Source organism: Rhodococcus sp. RS1C4 (assembly GCF_002258225.1).
GTDB classification, from domain to species: Bacteria; Actinomycetota; Actinomycetes; order Mycobacteriales; family Mycobacteriaceae; genus Rhodococcoides; species Rhodococcoides fascians_E.
In genome coordinates this window covers 102,468-124,391 of the sequence record NZ_NOXZ01000022.1, presented here as the reverse complement: position 1 = coordinate 124,391, position 21,924 = coordinate 102,468, and the positions used below count along the sequence as shown (strand labels likewise).

At 63.6% G+C, this 21,924-nt stretch carries 20 protein-coding genes; 15 read left to right on the top strand and 5 right to left on the bottom strand.

Features of this window, described 5'->3' with window-relative positions; all coding sequences use genetic code 11:
- Positions 1-529: 529 nt before the first annotated feature.
- The gene (locus CH289_RS10455) at positions 530-772 is read right to left on the bottom strand and encodes a hypothetical protein (protein WP_230620979.1); all 243 of its coding nucleotides are present in this window, start codon (positions 770-772) and stop codon (positions 530-532) included.
- Between the two features lie 262 nt (positions 773-1,034).
- Here CH289_RS10455 and CH289_RS10450 point away from each other — a divergent pair, with 262 nt between their 5' ends.
- Positions 1,035-2,609, top strand: coding sequence for an alpha/beta hydrolase (locus tag CH289_RS10450; protein WP_020111850.1), 1,575 nt, complete (start codon positions 1,035-1,037; stop codon positions 2,607-2,609).
- An 11-nt stretch (positions 2,610-2,620) separates the two neighbouring features.
- Positions 2,621-3,325: a helix-turn-helix domain-containing protein gene (locus CH289_RS10445; protein WP_020111849.1), complete on the top strand. Its 705-nt coding sequence runs from the start codon at positions 2,621-2,623 to the stop codon at positions 3,323-3,325.
- Positions 3,326-3,519: 194 nt separating this feature from the next.
- Here the strand turns inward: CH289_RS10445 and CH289_RS10440 are convergent, their stop codons facing one another.
- Together CH289_RS10440 and CH289_RS10435 are read right to left on the bottom strand one after the other, a co-directional pair.
- Positions 3,520-4,149, bottom strand: a complete 630-nt coding sequence (locus CH289_RS10440) for a TetR/AcrR family transcriptional regulator (RefSeq protein WP_020111848.1) — start codon at positions 4,147-4,149, stop codon at positions 3,520-3,522.
- 60 nt (positions 4,150-4,209) lie between these two features.
- Positions 4,210-5,001 (bottom strand): esterase/lipase family protein, encoded by a 792-nt coding sequence (locus CH289_RS10435; protein WP_020111847.1) that lies wholly within the window; start codon positions 4,999-5,001, stop codon positions 4,210-4,212.
- A 139-nt stretch (positions 5,002-5,140) separates the two neighbouring features.
- Here CH289_RS10435 and CH289_RS10430 point away from each other — a divergent pair, with 139 nt between their 5' ends.
- From CH289_RS10430 to CH289_RS10390, 9 genes are read left to right on the top strand one after another with little or no spacing between them, the layout of a single operon-like run.
- Positions 5,141-6,991, top strand: a complete 1,851-nt coding sequence (locus CH289_RS10430) for a multicopper oxidase domain-containing protein (RefSeq protein ID WP_020111846.1) — start codon at positions 5,141-5,143, stop codon at positions 6,989-6,991.
- A complete protein-coding gene (locus CH289_RS10425; protein WP_020111845.1) occupies positions 6,988-7,773 on the top strand; it encodes an MlaE family ABC transporter permease in 786 nt (261 codons plus the stop codon). Before CH289_RS10430 ends, CH289_RS10425 begins: the two co-directional genes overlap by 4 nt.
- A gap of 18 nt (positions 7,774-7,791) precedes the next feature.
- Positions 7,792-8,622 carry an MlaE family ABC transporter permease gene (locus CH289_RS10420; protein ID WP_094727869.1) on the top strand — a complete coding sequence of 277 codons (831 nt, stop codon included), beginning with the start codon at positions 7,792-7,794 and terminating at the stop codon, positions 8,620-8,622.
- Position 8,623: 1 nt separating this feature from the next.
- A complete protein-coding gene (locus CH289_RS10415; RefSeq protein WP_020111843.1) occupies positions 8,624-9,829 on the top strand; it encodes an MCE family protein in 1,206 nt (401 codons plus the stop codon).
- Positions 9,826-10,848: an MCE family protein gene (locus CH289_RS10410; RefSeq protein WP_094727868.1), complete on the top strand. Its 1,023-nt coding sequence runs from the start codon at positions 9,826-9,828 to the stop codon at positions 10,846-10,848. Before CH289_RS10415 ends, CH289_RS10410 begins: the two co-directional genes overlap by 4 nt.
- Positions 10,845-11,900, top strand: a complete 1,056-nt coding sequence (locus CH289_RS10405) for an MCE family protein (RefSeq protein ID WP_231383845.1) — start codon at positions 10,845-10,847, stop codon at positions 11,898-11,900. Before CH289_RS10410 ends, CH289_RS10405 begins: the two co-directional genes overlap by 4 nt.
- Positions 11,897-13,123, top strand: coding sequence for an MCE family protein (locus CH289_RS10400; RefSeq protein WP_020111840.1), 1,227 nt, complete (start codon positions 11,897-11,899; stop codon positions 13,121-13,123). Before CH289_RS10405 ends, CH289_RS10400 begins: the two co-directional genes overlap by 4 nt.
- The gene (locus CH289_RS10395) at positions 13,120-14,226 is read left to right on the top strand and encodes an MCE family protein (RefSeq protein ID WP_037188478.1); all 1,107 of its coding nucleotides are present in this window, start codon (positions 13,120-13,122) and stop codon (positions 14,224-14,226) included. Before CH289_RS10400 ends, CH289_RS10395 begins: the two co-directional genes overlap by 4 nt.
- Complete coding sequence (locus CH289_RS10390) at positions 14,223-15,524, top strand: MCE family protein (RefSeq protein ID WP_020111838.1); 1,302 nt, start codon at positions 14,223-14,225, stop codon at positions 15,522-15,524. Before CH289_RS10395 ends, CH289_RS10390 begins: the two co-directional genes overlap by 4 nt.
- 7 nt (positions 15,525-15,531) lie before the next feature.
- Here CH289_RS10390 and CH289_RS10385 read toward each other — a convergent pair whose 3' ends face one another.
- Both CH289_RS10385 and CH289_RS10380 read right to left on the bottom strand, forming a co-directional pair.
- Entirely contained in the window at positions 15,532-16,014 is a 483-nt protein-coding gene (locus CH289_RS10385) for a hypothetical protein (protein ID WP_019667546.1), read from the bottom strand.
- The gene (locus CH289_RS10380; RefSeq protein ID WP_256977118.1) at positions 16,011-16,595 is read right to left on the bottom strand and encodes a hypothetical protein; all 585 of its coding nucleotides are present in this window, start codon (positions 16,593-16,595) and stop codon (positions 16,011-16,013) included. The genes CH289_RS10385 and CH289_RS10380 overlap by 4 nt, the downstream gene beginning before the upstream one ends.
- A 155-nt stretch (positions 16,596-16,750) precedes the next feature.
- Between CH289_RS10380 and CH289_RS10375 the strand changes: the two genes are divergently transcribed.
- Genes CH289_RS10375 through CH289_RS10360 form a run of 4 tightly spaced genes read left to right on the top strand, consistent with a single transcriptional unit; the run spans position 16,751 to position 21,907 of the window.
- Positions 16,751-17,854, top strand: a complete 1,104-nt coding sequence (locus CH289_RS10375; protein WP_020111836.1) for an alpha/beta hydrolase — start codon at positions 16,751-16,753, stop codon at positions 17,852-17,854.
- Positions 17,851-19,104 (top strand): oxygenase MpaB family protein, encoded by a 1,254-nt coding sequence (locus CH289_RS10370; RefSeq protein ID WP_094727866.1) that lies wholly within the window; start codon positions 17,851-17,853, stop codon positions 19,102-19,104. The genes CH289_RS10375 and CH289_RS10370 overlap by 4 nt, the downstream gene beginning before the upstream one ends.
- On the top strand, positions 19,101-20,423 hold the full coding sequence (gene hmgA, locus CH289_RS10365) for a homogentisate 1,2-dioxygenase (protein ID WP_020111834.1): 1,323 nt from the start codon (positions 19,101-19,103) through the stop codon (positions 20,421-20,423). Before CH289_RS10370 ends, hmgA begins: the two co-directional genes overlap by 4 nt.
- The gene (locus CH289_RS10360) at positions 20,420-21,907 is read left to right on the top strand and encodes an aldehyde dehydrogenase family protein (protein ID WP_020111833.1); all 1,488 of its coding nucleotides are present in this window, start codon (positions 20,420-20,422) and stop codon (positions 21,905-21,907) included. The genes hmgA and CH289_RS10360 overlap by 4 nt, the downstream gene beginning before the upstream one ends.
- Positions 21,908-21,924 lie beyond the last annotated feature (17 nt).

Genomic DNA, 21,924 nt, shown 5'->3' with positions numbered 1-21,924 from the left:
TCGTAGTCCAGCAGTCAGTGGCCCGCGCTGTACATGTAGAGCTGCGCACTTTCATCGTCCTGCGTCAGCACAATGGTCATCGAATCCATGCCGCCGGAGGCGGGATACCGTGTGGACAGAGCTCCAGACCGGCATACGAATCCCGCACCCGACCGGCTCCATCGGGGGAAAATTCGGATTCGCCGCCGTTACGGTCGATGCATCACCGAACGCCGCGTCCGCCTCGTATCGAGCAGACCACGCGGGCGCACCGACGAACTCCCAGAACACGAATGCCTCTGCGAATTCGAATCCCCTCGGAACAGTGAATCCATCTGCTTCCAGATAGTTTCTAATTTGATCCTCATCGACCGCCAGCTGCTCACCGGGCTCAGGAGAAGCACAGGAAGCCAGCGCTATGCATGCAAGAGACAGCACGACGCACATCCGCCATCTCAACCGCATGAAAACCCATTCCCTCTCCGACGCCTGCGCGCACGTTCGGTAGTTGACTGCGCACGCTTCGGCGAAGCAATGACGCGTTGATTATTCAACCCGCCGGGGCGCGGTACTGCATTCGAGGATTCGTCCGAGGGGTATCGCAGTCGAATGACTCGAGAATCCCCGCGCTGGTAATGATCGCGTAGGTCTCGATGTCCATTCCGAGATCGGCATCGAACGCCGGGACTGTTGCGGACAGTGCAACGATCAACCCATGGTGGCGAAGCGGTGAATGCAGGAACACATCGATCTGCCACCCCTCCGGCACCTGAAGGACAGTCCAAGCCGTCACGACGGGATCGTTCCCGGACACAAGGTCCCGGAGCACTAGTTGTCCGAAGTCGAGAGCGAATCGTCGTTCATTCGTGTGGTTGGGCATTGTCCGATTCACTAGAGGAGAAGGCGAGCAGCAACCCGTACGACGTTGAATGCTAGGTGCCGGACCATTTGTTTGCCTACTCTTCGAAACCGATCACTTGAGCCTGTTCCGAGAACACAGTGTCGGATGGACCGCGGTGTCGCTTTCGCACCGCCGTCGACGATAAGGACCATTGATGCTCGGAACGAAACAACAACGTGCAGTGAAAGCTGCGGGATCGGCGGCTCTGGCAGTGGCAGTGCTCGTGGCATGCACATCGAACACGAGACCCGAAGGGGAGCAGGTCGTAGACGACGCTGCGCTGGATCGCTTCTACCAGCAGCAGTTGGCCTGGGGCGCCTGCGGAACCGACTACGCGAGCACCGACGAGGAGACCAAAGCCATGGACATCGTTCCCGGGCTCGAGTGTGCGCGTCTCGAGGTGCCACTCGACTACGACGATCCAGAGAACGATATCGCCGAGATCGCGGTATCGCGCGTGCCGTCCCGAGGTGACGGACCCAGTACGCCGCTGGTGATCAATCCAGGCGGGCCGGGCGGGTCAGGCGTCGTCGGGGCGATCTTGACCGCCTTAGGGCTTGTCGAAAGCCCGATCACCGAGAATTTCGATATCGTCGGATTCGATCCGCGCGGTGTCGGTGCCTCACAACCGGCCGTGGATTGCTACAGCGACGAAGAAGCGGATGCAGGTTCTGTTCCGCTCGGATCGCTGGGTACGACAGTAGAATTCACCAGCGATGACACGCAAGCGATCATGAACAAATGCGCCGAGAGGTCGGGCGGTGTCGATGCCCTCGCGCACGTCGGGACCCGAGACACGGCGCGGGACATGGATGTTCTGCGAGCAGCACTCGGCCAGGACAAGTTGACCTACTTCGGTCAGAGTTATGGCTCGAGATTGGGAGCGGTCTACGCCGAACAATTTCCCGACCGCGTGCGCGCACTGCTGTTCGACGCAGCTGTCGATCCTCGCCTTGACGGCCACGAAGCAGTGCTCAGTAGTTACGGAGGGTTTCAACAAGCGTTCGACGGCTTGGCCACCGAATGCGCGGCCCGTTTCGAGTGCCCCCTGGGTAACGATCCAGCACGGGCGACCCTGAGGTTTCAGCAGCTGGTAAGGCCACTGCGTACCGAGCCTGTTCCTGCTCTGGACACGACGTTGAGCTTCGACGATGCAATCGGAAGCGTCATCTCGGGGCTCTACGCGCCGGATACGTGGCCGCTTATCGTCGACGGTCTCGCAGAACTCGCCCGAGGGCGGGGCGACGGTCTGATGCAGCTGCTCTACACCTTCGGGGGTCGCAGCGCAGCGGGCCAGTGGACCAACTTCACGGAAGCGAACTACGCGATCAACTGCATGGATCTCGATCGTCTGACGCCAACTCGAAGCGCCGAACTACGACGCCGGACGTACGACCTGGCGCCGTTCATGGATCCCGGTGTCGATGTCGCCGACGGTGCCCGCGATGCGTGTGAGCACTGGCCCGCGGAGCCGACGCTCGGCTTTCCCTACGCGCAGGACGTCGACGGACTACCTCCCACCCTGGTCGTATCCACGACGCGCGACCCCTCGACCCCGCACTCCGGTGGCGTCAGCCTCGCCGATTCACTGGGAAGTTCTCTGCTCACCGTCGAGGGTGGCGCGCATGGCATCGTCGGGCAGGGCACGAATGCGTGTGTCGATGGCATAGTGTCCGATTACCTGATCAACCTGCAGGTACCCGACGAGGATGCGCGCTGCATCACGTGAGGAGGGTCGATATGGCTTGGAGTACACGTGAACTCGCGGAGCTCGCAAGCACGACCGTCAACACCATCCGTCACTACCACCGCCTGGGTTTGCTCTCGGAACCCCAGCGGTCGAGCAACGGATACAAGCAATACCGCGCTGGGCACCTCGTGCGTGTTCTTCGGATCCGACGCTACCGCGAGCTCGGTGTTCCCCTCACACAGATCGATTCGATCGATGGGCCCGACAGCGCGCTCCAGACTCTCGACGAAGAATTGGTGGCCGCCATCGAGCAATTACAGCGCGCTCGCGAACGACTGGCGGCCACCCTGAGTGAGGGTGCTAAGTCCGACGTTCCCGCCGGATTCGGTTCTGTCGCCGACCGATTGCCTGCTCCGGACCGAGCCCTGCTGACGATAGTGGCGCAGTACTTCGACGACGATGCGTTGGACGACATTCGCGCAATGATCGAAGTCGCACAGACCGATGTGGACCGCGAATACGAGCAACTACCGGAAAGCTCGAGCGACAGCGTCCGCCAGGATCTCGCCGAGAGAATGGCGGTGCTACTCAGTCGGCACCTGGAGGACTACCCCTGGCTCCTCAACCGAGAGTCACACATCACCGCTGCACCGGACGTAGTGGACAGCGCCGTTTATCCATCGGTTGCAGATCTCTACCGTCCCGCACAACTCGACGTGCTCGTGCGGGTCGTCCACCTCACGCATGACCGGTGAGCCCATGCCCCGGTCGACGACGCGCTCCACCTTGATCACTTGGGCACCGAAATCCGCGAGCATGCGCGGCTGTGGGCCCGGCGATGTAGTTACCCAGCTCCAGAACTCGAAAACCATCCATTGGCAGCGTATTCGAGTCGTCAGGCGAATATTCTCCGAGCAGAGGTGCCTCCGTCGAGTGGGATGAGCCGGTTTCAGTGCCGTGTGAGCAGCTCGAACATTGCATGTACTTCGGCAGCTGTCGGGGTGGGCAGGGAGCCCCGAGCGTGAACGAAGCCGATGCCCGAGTACACGAGAATGCCTGCCCGTAACCGCGCTTCGTCCGGGTCGAATTCGAGATCGAGCAAGGAGCGCTGTACGACCTCGAAGATTCGATTGTCCAGTTCGCGCACGGCGTCGGCGATCTTGCCGTAGTTGCGAGCCCAATCCCGGACGGCCGACTCCACTGCCCACGTGCGTTGGTCGATCAACAGTTCGGCCATGATCTGCAAGCGCTGTTCGACCTCGACGGTCTCGAGCCCCTTCAATCCGCGCACCGTGTCGTTCTGGGTGTCGCACCACTTGTCCGCGATCGCTTCCATCAGCTTGTCTATGTCGGCGAAATGCCAGTAGAAGCTCCCTTTGGTGACCTCGAGGCGTTCGCACAGCTTGGTGATCTTCACACCGGACACGCCGTCGGTCGCCATCAGTTCGAACGAGGCGTCGATCCAGTCGTCGACCGACAGGCGTGTTGTCCGACGCGTCGGCTTGGTCCCGGTCTTTGCACCCGCTGCCTTCTTTGCGGGTGCTCGGCGCGCTGAAGCCGACCTGGGTGTGCCTGCCATCAGAGTGAACTCCTCGCTGTCGGGGCGGCGTACGCCCTTCGATCGTACGATCCGGCGCCGTCATCCGGCGGTGAGGCCGCCGAGGGCCAACCGACGTACGAGTGGACCGTTCGTCATGTGCAGGTGATCGGTCCGGTCCGCCGGGTCCACATCCTGGACGACGAGATTCTCGCTGCCGGGCACTGCGGCCACGAGCGGATCGGTCATGAGCCCGTCCGACAGCGAGATCACGTTGACGTACCGCACTCCCGGCGACACCCATCCAGTACGAGCAGCGTCGTGCATGTAGCCGGAATCGGCGACGATCTGACCGCATGCGGCGCAGATCGGTTCGAGCAGAGGCTTCTCCAGGGCGGCGAGAGCGTCGTAGATCCCGATGCTCCGATTGAACGCAGCCAGACTGCCGAGCCCGGCGAGATCGGTCCCGTTCCACAGCGGCCCCACCGTTACCAGTGCGCGCACGTCCTGCGCACCGGAGTGCGCAATCCACTGCTGAGCCACCAACCCGCCGGCACCGCGGGCGAGAACCTGCACTCGGTCGGCCCCGGTTCTTTCACGGATGGAGGCGACGAATGCGCCGAACTCGAGTGCCGAGTCCTCGATGCTGGTCAGACCGGCCACCGCGAGCCCAGCCTGCTGCAACAGAACCGATGCATCCGAACTGCCGTAGGTGAACGAGAACGCACACAACCCACGCCTGTCCAGGTCGTCGAGCCACCCGTCCCACTCGCGCTCCGAGGACGCGAGATCGTGCACGAGGACGGTGGGCGTCTCGCACGCCGCCGGAGAGGCGGATGCCGTCGCAGCCTCGACGTTCAGGACTGCGGCGACAGCGATCGAGATCGCAACCATTCCACGTAGTGCTCGACAGGCGTTCTCACGCAGCCTCATTGGCCTCCGATCTGCGGATTCGTCGAAATCGACTGACCACACCATACAGTGCGGTATGGTGCGTGTCACATCATCGGACCGTGCGAAAGGCTCCTCACACATGGCGCAGGACATGACCCGCCGCACCCTGTTCCGAGCGCTGGGTGTGGGCACCGCAGCAGTGGCTCTCGGCGGCGTCAGCGCCTCCCGCGCGTTCACCTCACCCGCCGGCGACACGTTCGAGAGTCCGCTGCTGTTCCACTCGCCCGACGTGACTCCGTTCCGAGATACGCTACCGACGCTGCCTACGGTGTCGGGATCCACTCTCTCGGTCGACGCGGTGTCTGCCATGCACAGATTTCATGCCGACATGCCCGAGGTCCCCGCGCTGGCATATCACTGCGGACCGAACGCGCGACCCGGCTACCTCGGGCCCATCATCGAAGCGCACGCCGACGATCCGCTGACCCTTCGATTCTCCAACACCATGACCCTGCACCCCATGGCTCAGGACATGGACACCTCGCTGCACGGTGTGACCGAGAGTTTCCGTACCTCGACCCCGATGTCGCTGCACCTTCACGGCGGCGTGACGCCACCGGACAGCGACGGCAATCCGGAGCAGCTCACGGTCCCCGGAGGAAGCATCGTTCATCACTTCCCCAACAGGCAGGAAGCGGCAACACTCTGGTATCACGATCACGCGATGGCAATCACCCGTGTCAACGTCTACGCGGGCCTGGCCGGGATGTACTTGCTCCGAGATCGGTTCGACACCGGTCGTACCGACAATGCCCTCGGACTCCCCGCCGGTGAGTTCGAGATGCCACTCGTCATGCAGGAGAAGATCTTTCGCGAAGACAGCCACCTGAGCATCCGATCGACTCGCATCGTGCCGGAGGGTTCGTGGGAAGGTGGAGCCGTCGGAGACGTCGGGCTCGTCAACGGCATGATCTGGCCGGAACTCACCGTTGCCCGAGGGCTGTACCGCTTTCGGATGATCAACGCCGCCTCGTACAGCGTGTGGAACCTCCACTTCGAGAACCACATGAAGTTCTGGGTCATCGGCAACGACGGCGGATTGCTCGACGCTCCCGTGCCCGTGACGTCGATCAGGGTCGCTCCAGGCGAGAGATACGACGTGCTCGTCGACTTCTCCGATTACGACGCGGGCCAGACGGTCGAATTGAGAAACGACGAGGCTCCGCCCTTCCAGGCGGCCGTCATCGGGGCAGTCACCATGCCGCTGTTCTGTCGTTTCCGTGTCGGTACTGCACGCGGATTCACCGGTGGGATACCGACGTCGCTGCGCGGCGGTCGAGGGCCTGCACCGATCGGACCCATCCAGCAGCCGACGAAGATTCGTACCGTCACCGTCAGCCAGCCCTACGCACTACGCAATCCACCGGCCATCATGTCGCTGAACAATCTTCGCTACAGCGACCCGGACATCGAAATGCCGCGACCCGGCACCGTCGAGCAGTGGAACATCGTCAACATCACGCCCGATCCGCACCCGATTCACATCCACCTCGTCACCTTCCGGATCGTGGGTCGCACCCCACTGCGCACCGTCGATTACCAGATCGCGAATCCGCAGCCTGCCATCGGAATCAAGTGGACCCCTGATCCGGAAGGCTTCCTCGGCGGACCGATGACCCCGCCTGCACCGTGGGAGGCCGGTTGGAAGGACACGGTGAGAGTCGACGGCGGGACGGTCACGCGCATCGTCGTACGTTTCCCGACGGCCGAGGAACTGGGTTTCGACCCCGACGCCACCTTCCTCCGACCGGCCGCTGCCGCACAGCCGAGCACCGATCACGACAACCATCACGACCCCATGCACGAGGTCCACAACGGAATCGACCATTCCGGGGAATCCGCCGGTGACCTTCAAGGCTACGTCTGGCACTGTCATCTCCTCGACCACGAGGACCACGACATGATGCTCAAGTACCGGATAGTGCCGTGACGCAGGCTCTTCGGAGCGCTGCCCGCGCTACCGTCGCTGCGACGTCCTCGGTCGGCGAGTTCTACGGCTTGGCCCTGGACACCGCAGTAGCTCTGGGCCGCAGAGACTTTCAGTGGCGAGAATTCGTGGACCAGAGCTGGTTCATCGCTCGGGTGTCACTACTGCCCACGATCCTGATGTCCATTCCGTTCACAGTCCTGGTCGTGTTCACCCTCAACTCGTTGCTCTCCGAACTCGGGGCAAGCGACCTCAGCGGTGCGGGAGCGGGCCTGGGCGCGGTGACCCAGATCGGACCCCTGGTGACCGTCCTGGTCGTCGCGGGCGCTGCGGCGACCGCGATCGCCGCCGACCTCGGTTCACGCACCATCCGCGAGGAAGTCGCGGCGATGGAAGTTCTCGGTATCGACCCCGTTCATCGGCTCGTGGTCCCCCGCGTCGTTGCCTGCACTCTGATCGCAACATTGCTGAACGGTGCCGTCTGCACCATCGGCCTCGTCGGGGGCTTCTTCTTCTCGGTGTACCTACAGGACGTCACGCCCGGTGCGTACGTATCCGGCATCACCCTGCTCGTCGGTCTCCCGGAACTGGTCCTGTCCGAGATCAAGGCAGCCCTGTTCGGCTTGTTGGCCGCGCTGATCGCTTGCTACCGCGGATTGTCGGTCGTCGGTGGGCCGAGGAGTGTCGGCGAGGCGGTCAACGAAACCGTCGTGTTCTCCTTCGTCGCACTGTTTCTCGTCAATCTCGCACTGACATCCGTCGGCCTCGCTCTGAGTGACCGGTGACAAGCGATGGGCTTCGATATGTCGATCCGAGTGAGTAACCGTGTGCGCAGTGTCGTTCGCGGGATCGACGACGTCGGCGAGTTGGCACTGTTCTTCGGACGCGCCCTCGCGTCGACGGGCAAGGCCGCGCGCGACTACCGCGCCGAGACACTCCGTGTACTTGCCGAGATCAGTCTCGGCACAGGGGCTCTCGCGGCAGTCGGCGGAAGCATCGTCGTACTGGGATTCCTCACTCTCTTCGCCGGTGCCACCGTTGCCGTCCAGGGATTCGATTCACTGGGAAACATCGGAGTCGACGCGCTCACCGGATTCCTCGCCGCATACGTCAACGTGCGAGTCGTGGCTCCGATCACGGCAGGCGTCGGCCTTGCCGCAACGATCGGCGCGGGTACCACCGCCCAGTTGGGCGCGATGCGTATCAGCGAAGAGATCGACGCGCTCGAAGTGATGGCTATCAAATCGGTTCCGTACCTGGTCGGAACTCGTGTGCTCGCCGGCATGATCGCAGTCCTGCCCCTGTACTCCCTGTCTCTCATCACCTCCTTTCTGGCGAGCCGCATAGCCACCGTGGTCGTTCTCGGCCAATCGGGTGGCGTCTACGATCACTACTTCTCCACGTTCCTCGTCCCCTCGGACGTGCTGTGGTCCTTCCTTCAAGTGTTCGTGATGGCCACCGCGGTGATGCTGATTCACACCTCCTACGGCTACACCGCATCCGGTGGGCCGGCGGGAGTCGGGACCGCAACCGGTCGCGCTGTTCGACTCTCGCTCATCACCGTCGTCATGGTCACGTTGATGATTTCACTTGCCCTCTACGGCAATTCCCGATCAGTGCACCTGGCGGGATGAGATGTCCGACGTGAACAGCACCGGATCCGGCGCACCCCGCCTGGCGGCTGTGGTTCTGGCGACCACGATCGCCGTCGCAGTCGCCGCCACCTACCTCGCCTTCACCGGTGCCGCGCAGGACGCCGTCGATCCACCGACGCGGGTGACACTGAGATCCGACCGTAGCGGTCTCGTCATGCAAGCAGGTGCCCTGGTGAAGATGCACGGGGTGGAAGTGGGGACCGTCGACGTCGTCGATCGGGACGCAGACGGTGCCGTCGTCCAACTGCGATTGAACAGCGATGCAGCACAATCGATACCCGAGAACGTGGAAGCGAATATCGCCGCAACCACGATCTTCGGTTCGAAGTTCGTCACACTCACCGAACCGGCCGATCCGTCGACGACGCCGATTGCCTCCGGCGCTGTCATCGACTCATCCTCGGTGACCGTGGAGGTCAACACCGTTTTCGAATCGCTCACCCAGGTTCTGTCGGCAGTGGAACCGGACAAGCTCAACGCCACCCTCACGACGTTGGCCACGGCACTCGGTGGGCGCGGTAGCGACCTGGGACGGAGCCTGGACGACACGAACGCACTCCTCGCCGCCGTCGAACCTCGGATTCCGACCCTGCAACGCGATATCGACTCCGGATCGACCGTGAGCGACACCGCCGCAGGTGCGGCACCGGATGTACTGACCGATCTGCGCAACCTGACGACCACCGGGCGCACTCTCGTCGACGAGGCCGACGCTCTCGACGCCGTTCTGCTCGGGGTCATCGGGATGGCCGATGTAGGCAACCGAGTCCTGACGGACAATGCCGGAGGAATCTCGAGCTCCGTGCTCGAACTGAAGCCGACAACCGAACTGCTGGAGGAATACTCACCCCAGTTCACCTGCTTTCTGCAGGGCGCGGACCGAGCCCGGGTGGGGGCAGAGGAGGTGTCCGGCGGAAACGGACGCACCATGCTGCTCAACAGCACCGTATTGTTCGGAATCCCGCCCTACAGGCCCGAGTCGGACCTCCCGCGCGTTGCCGCGTCGGGTGGCCCGCGATGCGGCGCACTGCCCATCGTGCCCGACGACGCCGTGCCGACCCCGTACGTGGTTGCCGACACCGGATCGAACCCGTTCCGTGCGGGCAACACCGGCCCGGTTGTCTCGCCGGGTTCGATACTGGATTTTTTGCCCGGCGGGCTCGCTGCACCGGGTGGCACCCGATGAACCGCACATCGAGCACGATCAAGCTGGTCGTTTTCGTGGTCGTGATGACCGCGGTCCTCGCGTGCCTGGTCGTGGTGTTCGGACAGGTCCGGTTCGAGTCGACCACATCCTTCCGCGCCGTCTTCACCAGCGCGTCGGGTCTGCGCAGCGGTGACTTCGTACGGGTGGCAGGGGTGGAAGTCGGAAAGGTCTCGGAAGTAGCCATCGTGGACAACCACCAGGCGGAGGTCGGCATCGACGTGGGGCCCGGTTACGTGGTCACCTCGTCGACCACTGCCACCGTCCGGTACCAGAATCTCGTCGGCGACCGCTATCTCGAACTGGCCGACGGCGCCGGTGAGGCCGAACCTCTGGGCGACAACTCGACGATCCCCCTCGAAAGAACCTCACCCGCTCTGGATCTGGACCAACTCATCGGAAGCTTCGAGCCCCTGTTCGAGTCCGTCGATCCGTCCAAGGTCAACGGTCTGACCGCCGAACTCGTCGCTGCTCTCCAGGGACAGGGCGGTTCGATCGCATCCCTGCTCGCCCACACCGCCACGTTGACCACCACACTCGCCGATCGAGACGAGGTGATCGGACGGGTGATCACCAACCTGGACACCACGCTGACAACGTTGACCGACCAGAAGGATGTCGTGTCGACCGCACTCGATCGGGCACAGAACTTGGCAACCGGCCTCGCTGCCGACAGCGCGGCATGGGGTACCGCCCTGACGGAGATCGATTCGTCTGCGACAACCGTGGCCGACTTGCTGACCGTGGCCAGACCGCCCTTGCAGTCGACACTCGACGAACTCGATCGAACTGCTGTGCAACTGGATTCGCAGAAGGACAGCATCGGGAGCATCGTCTCGCGCCTCCCCGACACCTACGCCGCGCTCAGCCGACTCGGTGCCTATGGCAACTTCTTCAACTACTACCTCTGCGGCATCAAGCTGAAGATCGACACTCCCGACGGCGGCGGCCTCACCACGCCGCTGATCGGACAGGAGACGGGAAGGTGCGCACCACGATGAATCAGCGTGTACGCGAGCGCAACACCGTGCGGCTCGGCATAGTCGGCACCGTCCTCGCGGTACTGGTGACAGTGGTGGCGACGAACGTGTCATCCTTGCCGATTCTGTCGGCGAGCGCTGCCTACAGCGGCGTGTTCCGAGACACCGGCGGACTCGTGACCGGAGCCGATGTCGAAGTGGCAGGAATCGTCGTCGGCGAGGTCACCGATATCGAGATCGATGCGGACACAGTGGTCATCGCATTCACCGTAGGCGGCGGGGTCGAACTCCACGACGATGCACGCCTGGCCATACCGACACAGACTGTGCTGGGCACGAAGAATCTGAGTGTCGATCCCGGTGCCGGTGGACGGCTGAGCCCAGGCTCTCGGATCGGACTGGATCACACATCGAGTCCTTACCAGTTGACCGATGCGCTGGGTGACCTTACCGACGACGTCACCGAACTCGACACCGACGGACTGACCGACGCCATGCGCGTGAGCACCGAGGTGCTCGAGCAGACCCCCGCGGATCTCGCTGCGGCAGTGGACGGAGTGGGCCGACTCTCCCAGAGCATCGCCTCGCGCGACGACTCTCTGCGGTCCTTGCTGTCAGCGGCGGAACAGGTCACCGGAGTACTCGCCACCCGGAGTGAACAGATCGGCATCCTCGTCACCGACGCGAACACCATCCTGAGCGAACTCGACCGTCGACGAGCCGTCGTGGATCGATTGTTCGACAGCGTCACCGAGCTCGCCCGGCACTTGAGTGGGCTGGTCGCGGACAACGAGGCGCAACTGGGATCGACGCTGGCATCGCTGGATTCGGTACTCGAGGTGTTGGAGCAGAACAGAGCCGATATCGGCACGGCCATCGAGAATCTGGGCCCGTACATCACTCAACTCGGCGAGGCGGTGTCGAGCGGACCGTTCTTCAACTCGTACATTCAGAACCTGATCCCTGGCCAGATCATTTCACCGTTCATCCGTGCCGCCCTCGGACTCGGCCCCGCCCCCGGTGAATCCGCCGGTGTCAACCCACTGTCCGCCATCGACGGAGCACCCCGATGACGGCCAGGCGATGGCAACTCGCGGCCATCGGGATCGGTCTGGCGATTCTGGCCGCGGTGTCCTACACCGTCGTCCCTGCACTGAACACCACGACCATCATCGCCCAGTTCCCCAGTACCACAGGACTGTACGTCGGCGACGACGTGAAAGTCATGGGTGTCGACGTCGGAAGCGTCGGCTCGATCGAACCACGAGGTGACCACTCCGACGTCGAGCTACAGATCGACTCGTCCTACTCGGTGCCGGCCGACGCCCTGGCGGTCATCGTCTCGCACAGTCTTGTCGCCAGTCGCTTCGTACAGCTCACTCCGCCCTACACCGGGGGCTCGACGATGGTCGACGGGCAGCACATCCCGATGTCGCGCACCGCGGTACCGGTCGAGTGGGACCAGATCAAAGCTCAACTGTCTCGATTGGCGGACGCGGTGGGAACCGCTGCGCCCGACGGCCGAGCACCTCTCGGAGCCCTCGTCGACGCCGCCGATGCCAACCTCAGGGGGCAGGGGCAGAACCTCGGAGCGACCGTCGCTCAACTCTCGGACGCGTTGAAGACGTTGTCCGACGGTCGAACCGACTTGTTCGCCGTCGTGCGCAACCTGCAGGTGTTCGTGTCCGCACTGTCCGCAAGTGGGCAACAGATCGTGAACTTCAACGATTCGATGGCATCGATCACCGCTGTCCTGGACGACAACTCCGAGGAGATCGGCACCGCGTTGACGTCTCTGGACCTCGCCGTCGGCGATGTGCAGAGGTTCGTCGCCGACAATCGCGACGGTCTGGACGACACACTCCGCAGCCTGCAGACCGTCGTGGGCGAACTCGCCTCGCAGCGTGACGGAATCGCCCAGATCCTCCATGTGGCGCCAACCGCGTTGTCGAATCTGAACAACATCTACCAGCCCGCACACAACGCGATAGTTTCCGCGCTCGCGCCCAACAACTTCGCGAATCCGATGGACTTCATCTGCTCGGCCATCGCCGCAGCCGAGGATGTCGGTGCTCAGGAAGGAGCGAACCTGTGCGTGCAGTACCTCGGTCCCCTGCTGAAGACGCTGGCGTTCGACTACCTTCCTCTGTCCACCAACCCGATTCACGGTGTCGGCGCACTGCCGGATCAGCTGGTCTACAGCGAACCCGACCTGGAACCGGCCACCCCCGCGCCGACGTCGGCACCGTCGCCGTCGTCGCTGACGGATCTGTTACTTCCCGGAGGTGATCGATGACGACACGACGAATCGGGCCTCGGCAGGCAGTGGTGCTCGCACTCGCGCTGCTGACGTCCGGCTGCGGCTGGCAGGGCCTCAATTCACTTCCGCTCCCCGGCACCGCAGGAGAAGGGGAAGGAGCGTATTCGGTGACCATCGAGATGCCGGACGTGTCCACCATCGATCGCAATTCGCGAGTGCTCGCGTCCGACGTCACCGTGGGCCGCGTCGCGGACATCGAGCTCGACGACGGCCACGCCGTCGTCACCGTTCACCTCGACCAGAGCGTCGACCTGCCGGCGAACGCCGTCGCAGCGGTCGGTCAGACCAGCCTTCTCGGATCGACGCACATCGAACTGTCGCCACCCGTTGCCGAAGCACCGACCGGCCGGCTCGCCGACGGCGATGTCATCCCACTGGATCGCGCCGGTGCGTATCCCACCACCGAGCAGACCCTGTCGTCGCTGTCGCTCGTACTGAACGGCGGTGGACTCCCCCAACTCGGCGACATCGTGAACGAACTGGATGCCGCGATCGGCGGACGACCGGAATCGGTGCGGTCCGTGATCGATCGATTGAACGCTCTCCTCGGCGGACTCGTCGAACAGCAGGCGAACATCGAGCGGACGATAGACAACCTCGATCGATTCGCCGCCGACGTCGCCGATCAGAACCAGGTGCTCGCCGACGCCGTGACCACGCTCGGCCCCGCGCTGACCGTACTGTCGAACAGCCGGCAGGACTTGACCGCCGCACTCACCTCGTTGGGCCGACTGGGTACCACGGCCGAGAAGATCGTCGACGACACCGGAGGCGATCTGGTGGCCGAGCTGCAGGAGTTGCGTCCTGTGCTTGCCTCACTGGCAGATTCCGGGACGTCCCTGACGGACGCCTTCCGTTACCTGCTCACCTACCCGTTCCCGATCGACACTTATCAGAACGCGGTACGCGGCGACTACGCCAACGGCGAGGTGACTCTCGATCTTCGGCTCGACACTCTCGACAACGCCCTGTTTCTCGGCACACCGCTCGAAGGCGCACTCGGCTCGTTCGCACCCACTCCGTCGCCGACGATTCCGTCGACCACCGACCTCCTCATCCCACCGGCAGGCAACCCATGACGTCGAAGACAACGCTCCATCGCAAGCTCTGGATCATCCTGGCCGTCGGCGTCGTCTCCACCGCCACCACGGCAACCTATTTCGCCCGCGTGCCGGAGCAGGTCGGTATCGGCCGCTATCGAGTCGCGGTCGAGCTCGCCGACGGCGCCGGCCTCTACACCGGTGCGAACGTCACCTATCGCGGTTCCGAGATAGGACGGGTCGTCGAGCTCACAACCCTCGGTACCGGCGCGCGAGCGGTGGTGTCCCTGGAATCCGATGTCGACGTTCCCGCAGACACGACGGCCGAGGTGCACTCGATGTCCGCAATCGGAGAGCAGTACATCGACATGGTGCCGAGCTCCGACGAGGGCCCGTACCTGTCCGACGGCGCGGTGATCTCGAAGGACCGAACCTCCGTTCCCGAGCAGGTGGGCCCGACGATCGATCTCCTGCAGTCTGCGCTGGCATCCATCGGCTCGGACAACCTACGCAGCGTGCTCGACGAAAGCGCTGCCGCACTGGGAAACAACGGAGCAAACGTATCCCAGCTACTCGATTCGCTTCGAACTCTCACCGCCGACGCGAACGCCGACACATCGTCGATCATCGCGCTCATCGACGAAGCCGACCCCGTCCTGGCAGCAACCGCCGCGAGCAGTGAGTCGATCAAGGCCTGGGCAGCGTCGCTCACCGGAGTCACGGGGACGCTCCGCGACCACGATGGGTCGGTGCGCGCCCTCGTGGACAAGGGCACGCCGATGGCAACGGAGGTGACCGCCCTGTTTCAACAGTTGCAGCCGACCCTTCCACTTCTGCTGGAGAACCTGACCACCGTGGAACAGGTTGCGGCGGTGTACAATCCTTCGATCGAGCAGATTCTGGTGCTGTACCCGCCGCTCATCGCAGCGACCCAGGGAACGGGGATGCTGAATTCCCAGTCGGGAGAGCCCGGTCAGAACACCTTCTTCGCCGCCCAGGTGAACGACCCGCCTCCGTGCACCACCGGATTCCTGCCTGCGTCCGAACGCCGATCACCCACCGAGGTAGATACGATTCCGACCCCGAAGGGCCTGTACTGCAAGATCGATCCAGCCGACCCCACCGCGGTCCGCGGCGCGCGAAACCTCCCGTGTATGGAGTTCCCGGGACGACGCGCAGCCACGGTGGAACTGTGTCGAGACCCGGTGGCGTCCACCGGAGACTACGACCCGACCGACGGTTCCTACATCGCCGGGGACGGACGCCGGTATGTCGACGGTGGACTCGACGCCCTGCCCGAGACACTGGACGGGCTGCTCGTCCCGGACGGAGAATGACCGCCCGTCAGATCGGATCCAGCTTCGAGATCAACCATCGGCCGTCGACCTGATCGAGTTCGATCCGAAGGCTGCTCGACGCCGCCTTCGGATCGGGAGCGTCGGTCGAGGTGATGTTCTGGTTCACGAAGACCAGTGCAACGGCGGAATCCTCCGACGAGGACACGATCGAGCTCGCCGAGACCGTTGCGCTGGAGATGATTCCGCGTTCCTTGGCCGCAGGAGCGATCGATTCTGCACCGAACGCACTGTAATAGCTCAGGAAATCTCCGGTGAGGAACGACGCTGCATGCTCGATATCGGCGTCCACCGAATCCGCCCTGTAGGACAGCACGGCGACGGCACCGTCGTCGGCCGCGTCACCGATCGCTGAGCGTGACTGGGACAGTTGCTCGTCCGTACGGGTCTGCGCGTACAGGGAGGCGGTCGACGCCCCCGCACCGACGAGTACCAGCGACAGGCCCACTGCGAATGCTCGACGACCGATCATGGCACGAACTCCACATCGGAGACCAGAATCGTCCCGTCCTCGTTGTCGAGCGTGATTCGAAGGCGCCATACTCGCGGTTCCTCCTGCGCCCCGGAAGAATTGGTGACGCTGGAGATCGCCGCCACGAGGACACTCGCGGCACTGTCGTCGGAGTTCTCGATACCCGCTTCGGTGATCGATCCCGTCGCCCGGACATCGGCCTGCTCCACCACCGAGACGAAATCGTCCGAGCGTTCGGCGAACTGGTCACGAAACGTTCCTGTCGACCGGTCGAGCACCCGCGCGACATCGTCGTCGACAGTGGCGGCCGAGATGGTCGTCAAGTCGAGCACACTCTGTCGTGCGGCCTGCAGATAGCGCTGCTCGAGGTCGTGCGCGGACTCGAACGCGCGATGCTGGTGAAGCAGCACTCCAGCCGTTGCGCCGAGCGCCACCACGGCGAGCACCGCAGCCCCCACCGCCCCACGACGCACCTGCCTCGCGGGCTTCGACGAGGCAGATTCGAGCTCGCTCGGTTCCCGCTCCGGAGTGTCCTCATCCTCCTCGGATGCACTGTCCAGCACTGTTTCTCGCTGACTCACATCGTCACCTTCCCGGTCCGCAGAAATCCGACCGTACTACACAGTATGGAGACTCCGCAGCCGAATGCGCAAGAAAAATCACCCTTGTCCATACCGCAAAGTATGGTACGTTTCTGTGACTCGGATCGCATTCGTCCAAGGAGGCGGACCCAGACGTGATCGTCGACAGTTTCCAGAGAATTCAGTACGAACCAGCTCGGGACGGCCGAGTGGAGATGCACTCGGGTCTATCGCGGCATTACCCCACCCTGCATGCCAATTTCGTTGCGCCGCAGGGCCACGATCGCAGCGTGGGGATCCTGCTCGCACATCCCACCTCGGACTTCCTGTCACACTTTCTTCTCCGTGGCTTCGCCGAGGCCGGCATGCCCATCATGGGACTCAACACGCGATACACCTCCAACGAGCCGGCACTACTGATGGAACGCGCCATCGCCGACCTCGGATCCGGCGTCCGGTGGATGAAGGACGAACTCGGATTCGACAAGGTGATCCTTCTCGGCTTCAGCGGCGGTGGTTCGCTGTCCACCTACTACCAAGAGCAAGCGGAGACGCAGACCGTCGAGGTCGACGGTCCCCCTCTCGTCCCGGCCGATGGCCTGATGCTCGTCGGGGCCCATTCCGGACGTGCGAGGGTCCTCAGGCACTGGATCGACGCCTCGGTCACCGACGAATCGGATCCGTTCTCCACCGACCCCGCACTCGACCTGTACGACCCTTCTCGCACCGTCCCCCTGGATCGGGACTGGGTCGAGCAGTATCGCGCGGCTCAGCTCGACCGCATCAGAAGGATCGACGACTGGGCGATTCGTGAGCTCGACACACTGTCCGCACGAGGCGCTTCGGATCACGCGTTCGTGGTGCACCGCACCGTCGCCGATCCTCGGTTCGTCGACCTCACGCTCGATCCCAGCGACAGAGAGCTGGGAAGCATGTACGGAGATCCGCAACGTGCCAACACCGCCGCAGGCGGGCTCGCTCGATTCGTGTCGGTGCGGAGTTGGCTCAGCACATGGAGTTCGGATCACACCGGGGCGGACGCGCTGAAGAATCTACCGAGGATCCACGCACCGACCCTCATCGTCTCGCTGCTCGGCGACCAAGCTGCCTTCGCCGACGACGCCCGAGCGATGCACGATGCCAGTCCTGATTCCACCTTGGTCGAACTGCCCGAACTCAACCACTATCTCGTCGATCAGCCGCACGGAATCGGCACCGTCACCGGCGAGTGCGGCGCCTGGATGGAGAAGAACGTATGACGCTCACCCAGAACTCGATGCGAGTCCCGACCGCCTTCACGTACTGGGAACACCGCCGCAACCCTCGAATCGCTCGACTCGAGTCGGCCGCGAGGCACGTGTTCGGCACGTCGATCTTTCCGAGTGACGATGTTGCCGCCGAGTTCTGCGACAGCCTGTTTCGCGGAGACACGGTCGCCGAGAACTTCGTCGACGACGTGTTCGCAGCCGATCCGAAGGGTGGCCGAGCACTACTCGAACGCGCCCTGACGGAAGGTATCGACGCGCTCGACGACGTGCCGGCCAGCATGCGGGTGCTCTTCGACGAGTTCGAGACGCTGCCGGACTGGGTGCGGCCCGAGCTCGTCGAACAGGGCGCCGCCATCTGGCGCCGCTGGGGAACGATGTTGTTCGCCGTCGCAGGCGGAATCACTCTGGAGATGTACACCGAGGCCGCCGTCGCGACCCCGCTGTCTCTCGCCGGCGGGTACGCGGGCGACAACGCCCTGCGGCGCTTTCTGGAAACGTGCCAATTCTGGGTCGATACCTCGGAGCCGGGAGCGTTGCTGCGCATCGGCTCGGCCGGCCGCGCCACCGCGATGAAGGTACGAGTGATGCACGTTGCTGTCCGACGCCGCATCGACGGCCACCCGGAATGGGACACCGAGAAGTGGGGATACCCGATCAGCCAGGGTTATCAGATGTTGACGTTGCTGGGTGGCAGCACCGTGCCTGCGTTGGCGCTCCGACTGGTTGGACTGCAGACCACACCGACCGAGATTCGCGCGCTGCTGCACTTCCAGAAGTTCATGGGCCATCTCCTCGGTGTCGATGTGCGCAACTTCCCGACGACCATTGCGGACTCCCTCCGGATGACGGCCATGGTCTCGGCAGCACGGAGCTACGACGCGGGGGTGCACGGCAAGGAACTCATCGAGTCCTTTCCCGCCAGCTTCGCGCCCAGACCGCACCAGAAAGGACTCGCGCGAATGCGCGCTCGATACAACTACGGAATCTATGGCGCGTACACCACGCTGTTCATGGGCCCGGCGACACGTGCGAAGTACGACATGCCCTCTGCGTTTCCGTGGATTCTGATCGTGATCGCCCGGTTCCCCCTCATCACAGTCCTCGAGCTCGTCCGGCGGGCTGTTCCGAGAGCGGGACGCCGGATGGAACACATCGCCGATCGACATCGGCGCAGTTGGCTCCGCGCCCAGATGGACGGGCGAGAAGCCGAGTTCGACGCACAGGGAGCGTTGCGACGATGACCGAGACCCTGAAATACAGCACGGGATTCGGGAACGAACATCAGTCCGAGGCGATCCCCGGCGCCTTGCCCTGGGGGCAGAATTCTCCGCAGCGAGCACCCTACGGCCTCTACGCCGAGCAACTCTCCGGTACGGCGTTCACCGAACCGCGGGAGATCAACAGACGCACGTGGGTGTACCGAATCCACCCGTCCGCGCGTCATCCGAGATTCGAGCGCATCGACAACGGCCTCTTCCGTTCGGCTCCGCTCACCGACGGGGTACTCGATGTCAATCGATTGCGGTGGAATCCGTTCGACGCTCCGTGGCCCGATGCTGATTTCCTCGACGGTGTCCACACCATCGCTGCGAACGGCAATGTACTGGAGCGCAACGGTATCGCGGTACACATGTATCACGCGACGAGGTCGATGACCGACAGGTACTTCGCCGACCTCGACGGTGAGCTACTGGTGGTTCCGCAGTCGGGTGGCCTCCGGCTGCACACCGAACTCGGACTCCTGGACGTCGTACCCGGCGAGATCGCCGTGATCGCCCGTGCGGTGAAGTTTCGGGTGTCGTTACACGATGATTCCGCCGCCGGATACATCTGCGAGAACTACGGCGCCTATTTCGCGTTGCCCGAACTCGGCCCGATCGGGTCGAACGGACTCGCCCACGCACGGGACTTCTCGTATCCCATTGCTGCCTACGAAGATCGCACTGACGAGGTGCAGGTGATCCAGAAGTTCGGTGGGCAGCTCTGGGCAGCAGAATACGATCACTCGCCCTTGGATGTGGTGGCGTGGCACGGTACACACAGCGCGTACAAGTACGACACGAACCGTTTCAACACGATGGGCACCGTCGGGTGGGACCATCCCGACCCGTCCATCTTCACCGTACTCACCTCTCCATCGGAGCGACCCGGCCAAGCCAATGTCGACTTCGCCATCTTCCCGCCACGGTGGAACGTTGCCGAGCATTCGTTCCGACCACCCCACTTCCACCGCAACATCATGACCGAGTTCATGGGCCTTGTTCGTGGACAACATGATTCCAAGGCGGAGGGGTTCGTCCCCGGCGGGGCGAGTCTGCACAACATGTGGGGCGCCCACGGTCCCGATCTCGAGACCTTCGACACCGCGTCGAGTGCGGATCTGCTACCACAGAAGTTGGAGAACTCGTTGGCGTTCATGTTCGAGACACGACTCCCGTTGATCACGACGGACTTCGCCTACAACGCGAAACACCGTCAGCCGGACTACGACTCCTCGTGGAGCGGCTTGCAACGACATTTCGATTCGCAGGATTCCGCAGCCACAGGAGAGTCACGATGACCACGGCCGACATCACACGACCCGAATTCGATCTACCGGAGCCGCTGCTCCGCATCGGTGGAGCCCGTGTCGGGGCCGCCGACGGTGCGACGTACACCTCGACCGATCCTGCTACCGGTGAGGTGGTCGCAGAGATCGCCGCGGCCGGCCAGGACGACGTCGATGCGGCCGTCCGCTCGGCACGTGAGCAGTTCGAGCACGGCGAGTGGTCCCGAACCAGCGGCCCTGAACGAGGAAAAGCCCTCACCCGGTTGGCAGCACTGATCGAAGCCGACGCCGAGACTCTCGCGGCTCTCGAAGCTGTCGAGATGGGCAAGCTGTACCGCGACTCCGTCGGCGGCGACATTCCCTGTGCGGCCGAGGCGTTCCGGCACTTCGCGGGGTGGGCCGACAAGATCTCCGGTTCGGCGATGTCCTTGCCGAACTTCGGCCCGCAGCAACGATTCGGCTACACGGTGCGTCAACCTCTCGGTGTCGTCGCGGCGATCACCCCGTGGAACAACCCGGCCCTGATCGCAGCCTGGAAGCTCGCCCCCGCCCTCGCCGCGGGAAACACCGTCGTGGTCAAGCCCGCCGAGGACGCGTCGCTGTCGACGCTGCGATTGGCCGAGCTCGCCACCGAAGCCGGTATTCCCGACGGAGTGCTCAACGTGGTCACCGGCCTCGGTCCGGTTGCGGGGGCTGCCCTGGCAGGTCATGGCGGCGTCGACAAGGTCTCCTTCACCGGAAGTCCCGCTGTCGGCCAGTCGATTCGGAGCTTTGCGGGCGAGAGCTTCCGAAAACTCGTTCTCGAGCTCGGCGGAAAAGCACCACAGCTGATCTTCGAGGACGCGGATCTGGAGGCTGCGATGCCCTGGATCTCGATGGGGAACTTCTACCACCAGGGACAGGTGTGTGCCGCTGGGACGCGAGTCCTGGCGCACGAGTCGGTCATCGACCAGGTCGTCGACGGACTCGTCGCCGCAGCCGAGAGCGCTGTGGTCGGAGATCCTTTCGACGACCGGTCCACGATGGGGACCATCGTCAACGCGAAGCAACTCGACCGCATAAACGGGTACATCGATTCCGGCATATCCGAGGGCGCACAGTTGATCTGCGGCGGCAAACGTGAGCGTGGTGTCGGTTTCTACGCACAACCCACCGTGTTCCGCGGTACCAACGAACTCACCATCGCCCGCGACGAGATCTTCGGGCCCGTCGCCACGGTGATCGGATTCCGCACCACCGAGGAAGCCGTCCGAATAGCCAACGACACGCGTTACGGCCTCAACGCGATGGTTTACTCGCAGAACATCTCTCGCGTCCACTCCGTAGTCGAGAAGCTTCGTGTGGGCACGGTGTGGGTCAACGGATGGGGTGTTCCGGACCCAGCGTTGCCCTGGGGTGGCCGGGCAGGAAGCGGTATCGGACGCGAACTGGGCCGATCCGGACTCGACGGGGACACCGAGGAAAAGACCGTCCACATCGGCTTCGACGGCATCTGATGCCGAACTTCACCGCA

Coding starts and splice junctions, on each gene's coding strand:
- CH289_RS10415 (WP_020111843.1), top strand. CDS start 8,624: ATGTCCGACGTGAACAGCACCGGATCCGGCGCACCCCGCCTGGCGGCT.
- CH289_RS10435 (WP_020111847.1), bottom strand. CDS start 5,001: ATGGTTGCGATCTCGATCGCTGTCGCCGCAGTCCTGAACGTCGAGGCT.
- CH289_RS10360 (WP_020111833.1), top strand. CDS start 20,420: ATGACCACGGCCGACATCACACGACCCGAATTCGATCTACCGGAGCCG.
- CH289_RS10370 (WP_094727866.1), top strand. CDS start 17,851: ATGACGCTCACCCAGAACTCGATGCGAGTCCCGACCGCCTTCACGTAC.
- CH289_RS10410 (WP_094727868.1), top strand. CDS start 9,826: ATGAACCGCACATCGAGCACGATCAAGCTGGTCGTTTTCGTGGTCGTG.
- CH289_RS10400 (WP_020111840.1), top strand. CDS start 11,897: ATGACGGCCAGGCGATGGCAACTCGCGGCCATCGGGATCGGTCTGGCG.
- hmgA (WP_020111834.1), top strand. CDS start 19,101: ATGACCGAGACCCTGAAATACAGCACGGGATTCGGGAACGAACATCAG.
- CH289_RS10385 (WP_019667546.1), bottom strand. CDS start 16,014: ATGATCGGTCGTCGAGCATTCGCAGTGGGCCTGTCGCTGGTACTCGTC.
- CH289_RS10390 (WP_020111838.1), top strand. CDS start 14,223: ATGACGTCGAAGACAACGCTCCATCGCAAGCTCTGGATCATCCTGGCC.
- CH289_RS10420 (WP_094727869.1), top strand. CDS start 7,792: ATGTCGATCCGAGTGAGTAACCGTGTGCGCAGTGTCGTTCGCGGGATC.
- CH289_RS10440 (WP_020111848.1), bottom strand. CDS start 4,149: ATGGCAGGCACACCCAGGTCGGCTTCAGCGCGCCGAGCACCCGCAAAG.
- CH289_RS10445 (WP_020111849.1), top strand. CDS start 2,621: ATGGCTTGGAGTACACGTGAACTCGCGGAGCTCGCAAGCACGACCGTC.
- CH289_RS10405 (WP_231383845.1), top strand. CDS start 10,845: ATGAATCAGCGTGTACGCGAGCGCAACACCGTGCGGCTCGGCATAGTC.
- CH289_RS10395 (WP_037188478.1), top strand. CDS start 13,120: ATGACGACACGACGAATCGGGCCTCGGCAGGCAGTGGTGCTCGCACTC.
- CH289_RS10450 (WP_020111850.1), top strand. CDS start 1,035: ATGCTCGGAACGAAACAACAACGTGCAGTGAAAGCTGCGGGATCGGCG.
- CH289_RS10430 (WP_020111846.1), top strand. CDS start 5,141: ATGGCGCAGGACATGACCCGCCGCACCCTGTTCCGAGCGCTGGGTGTG.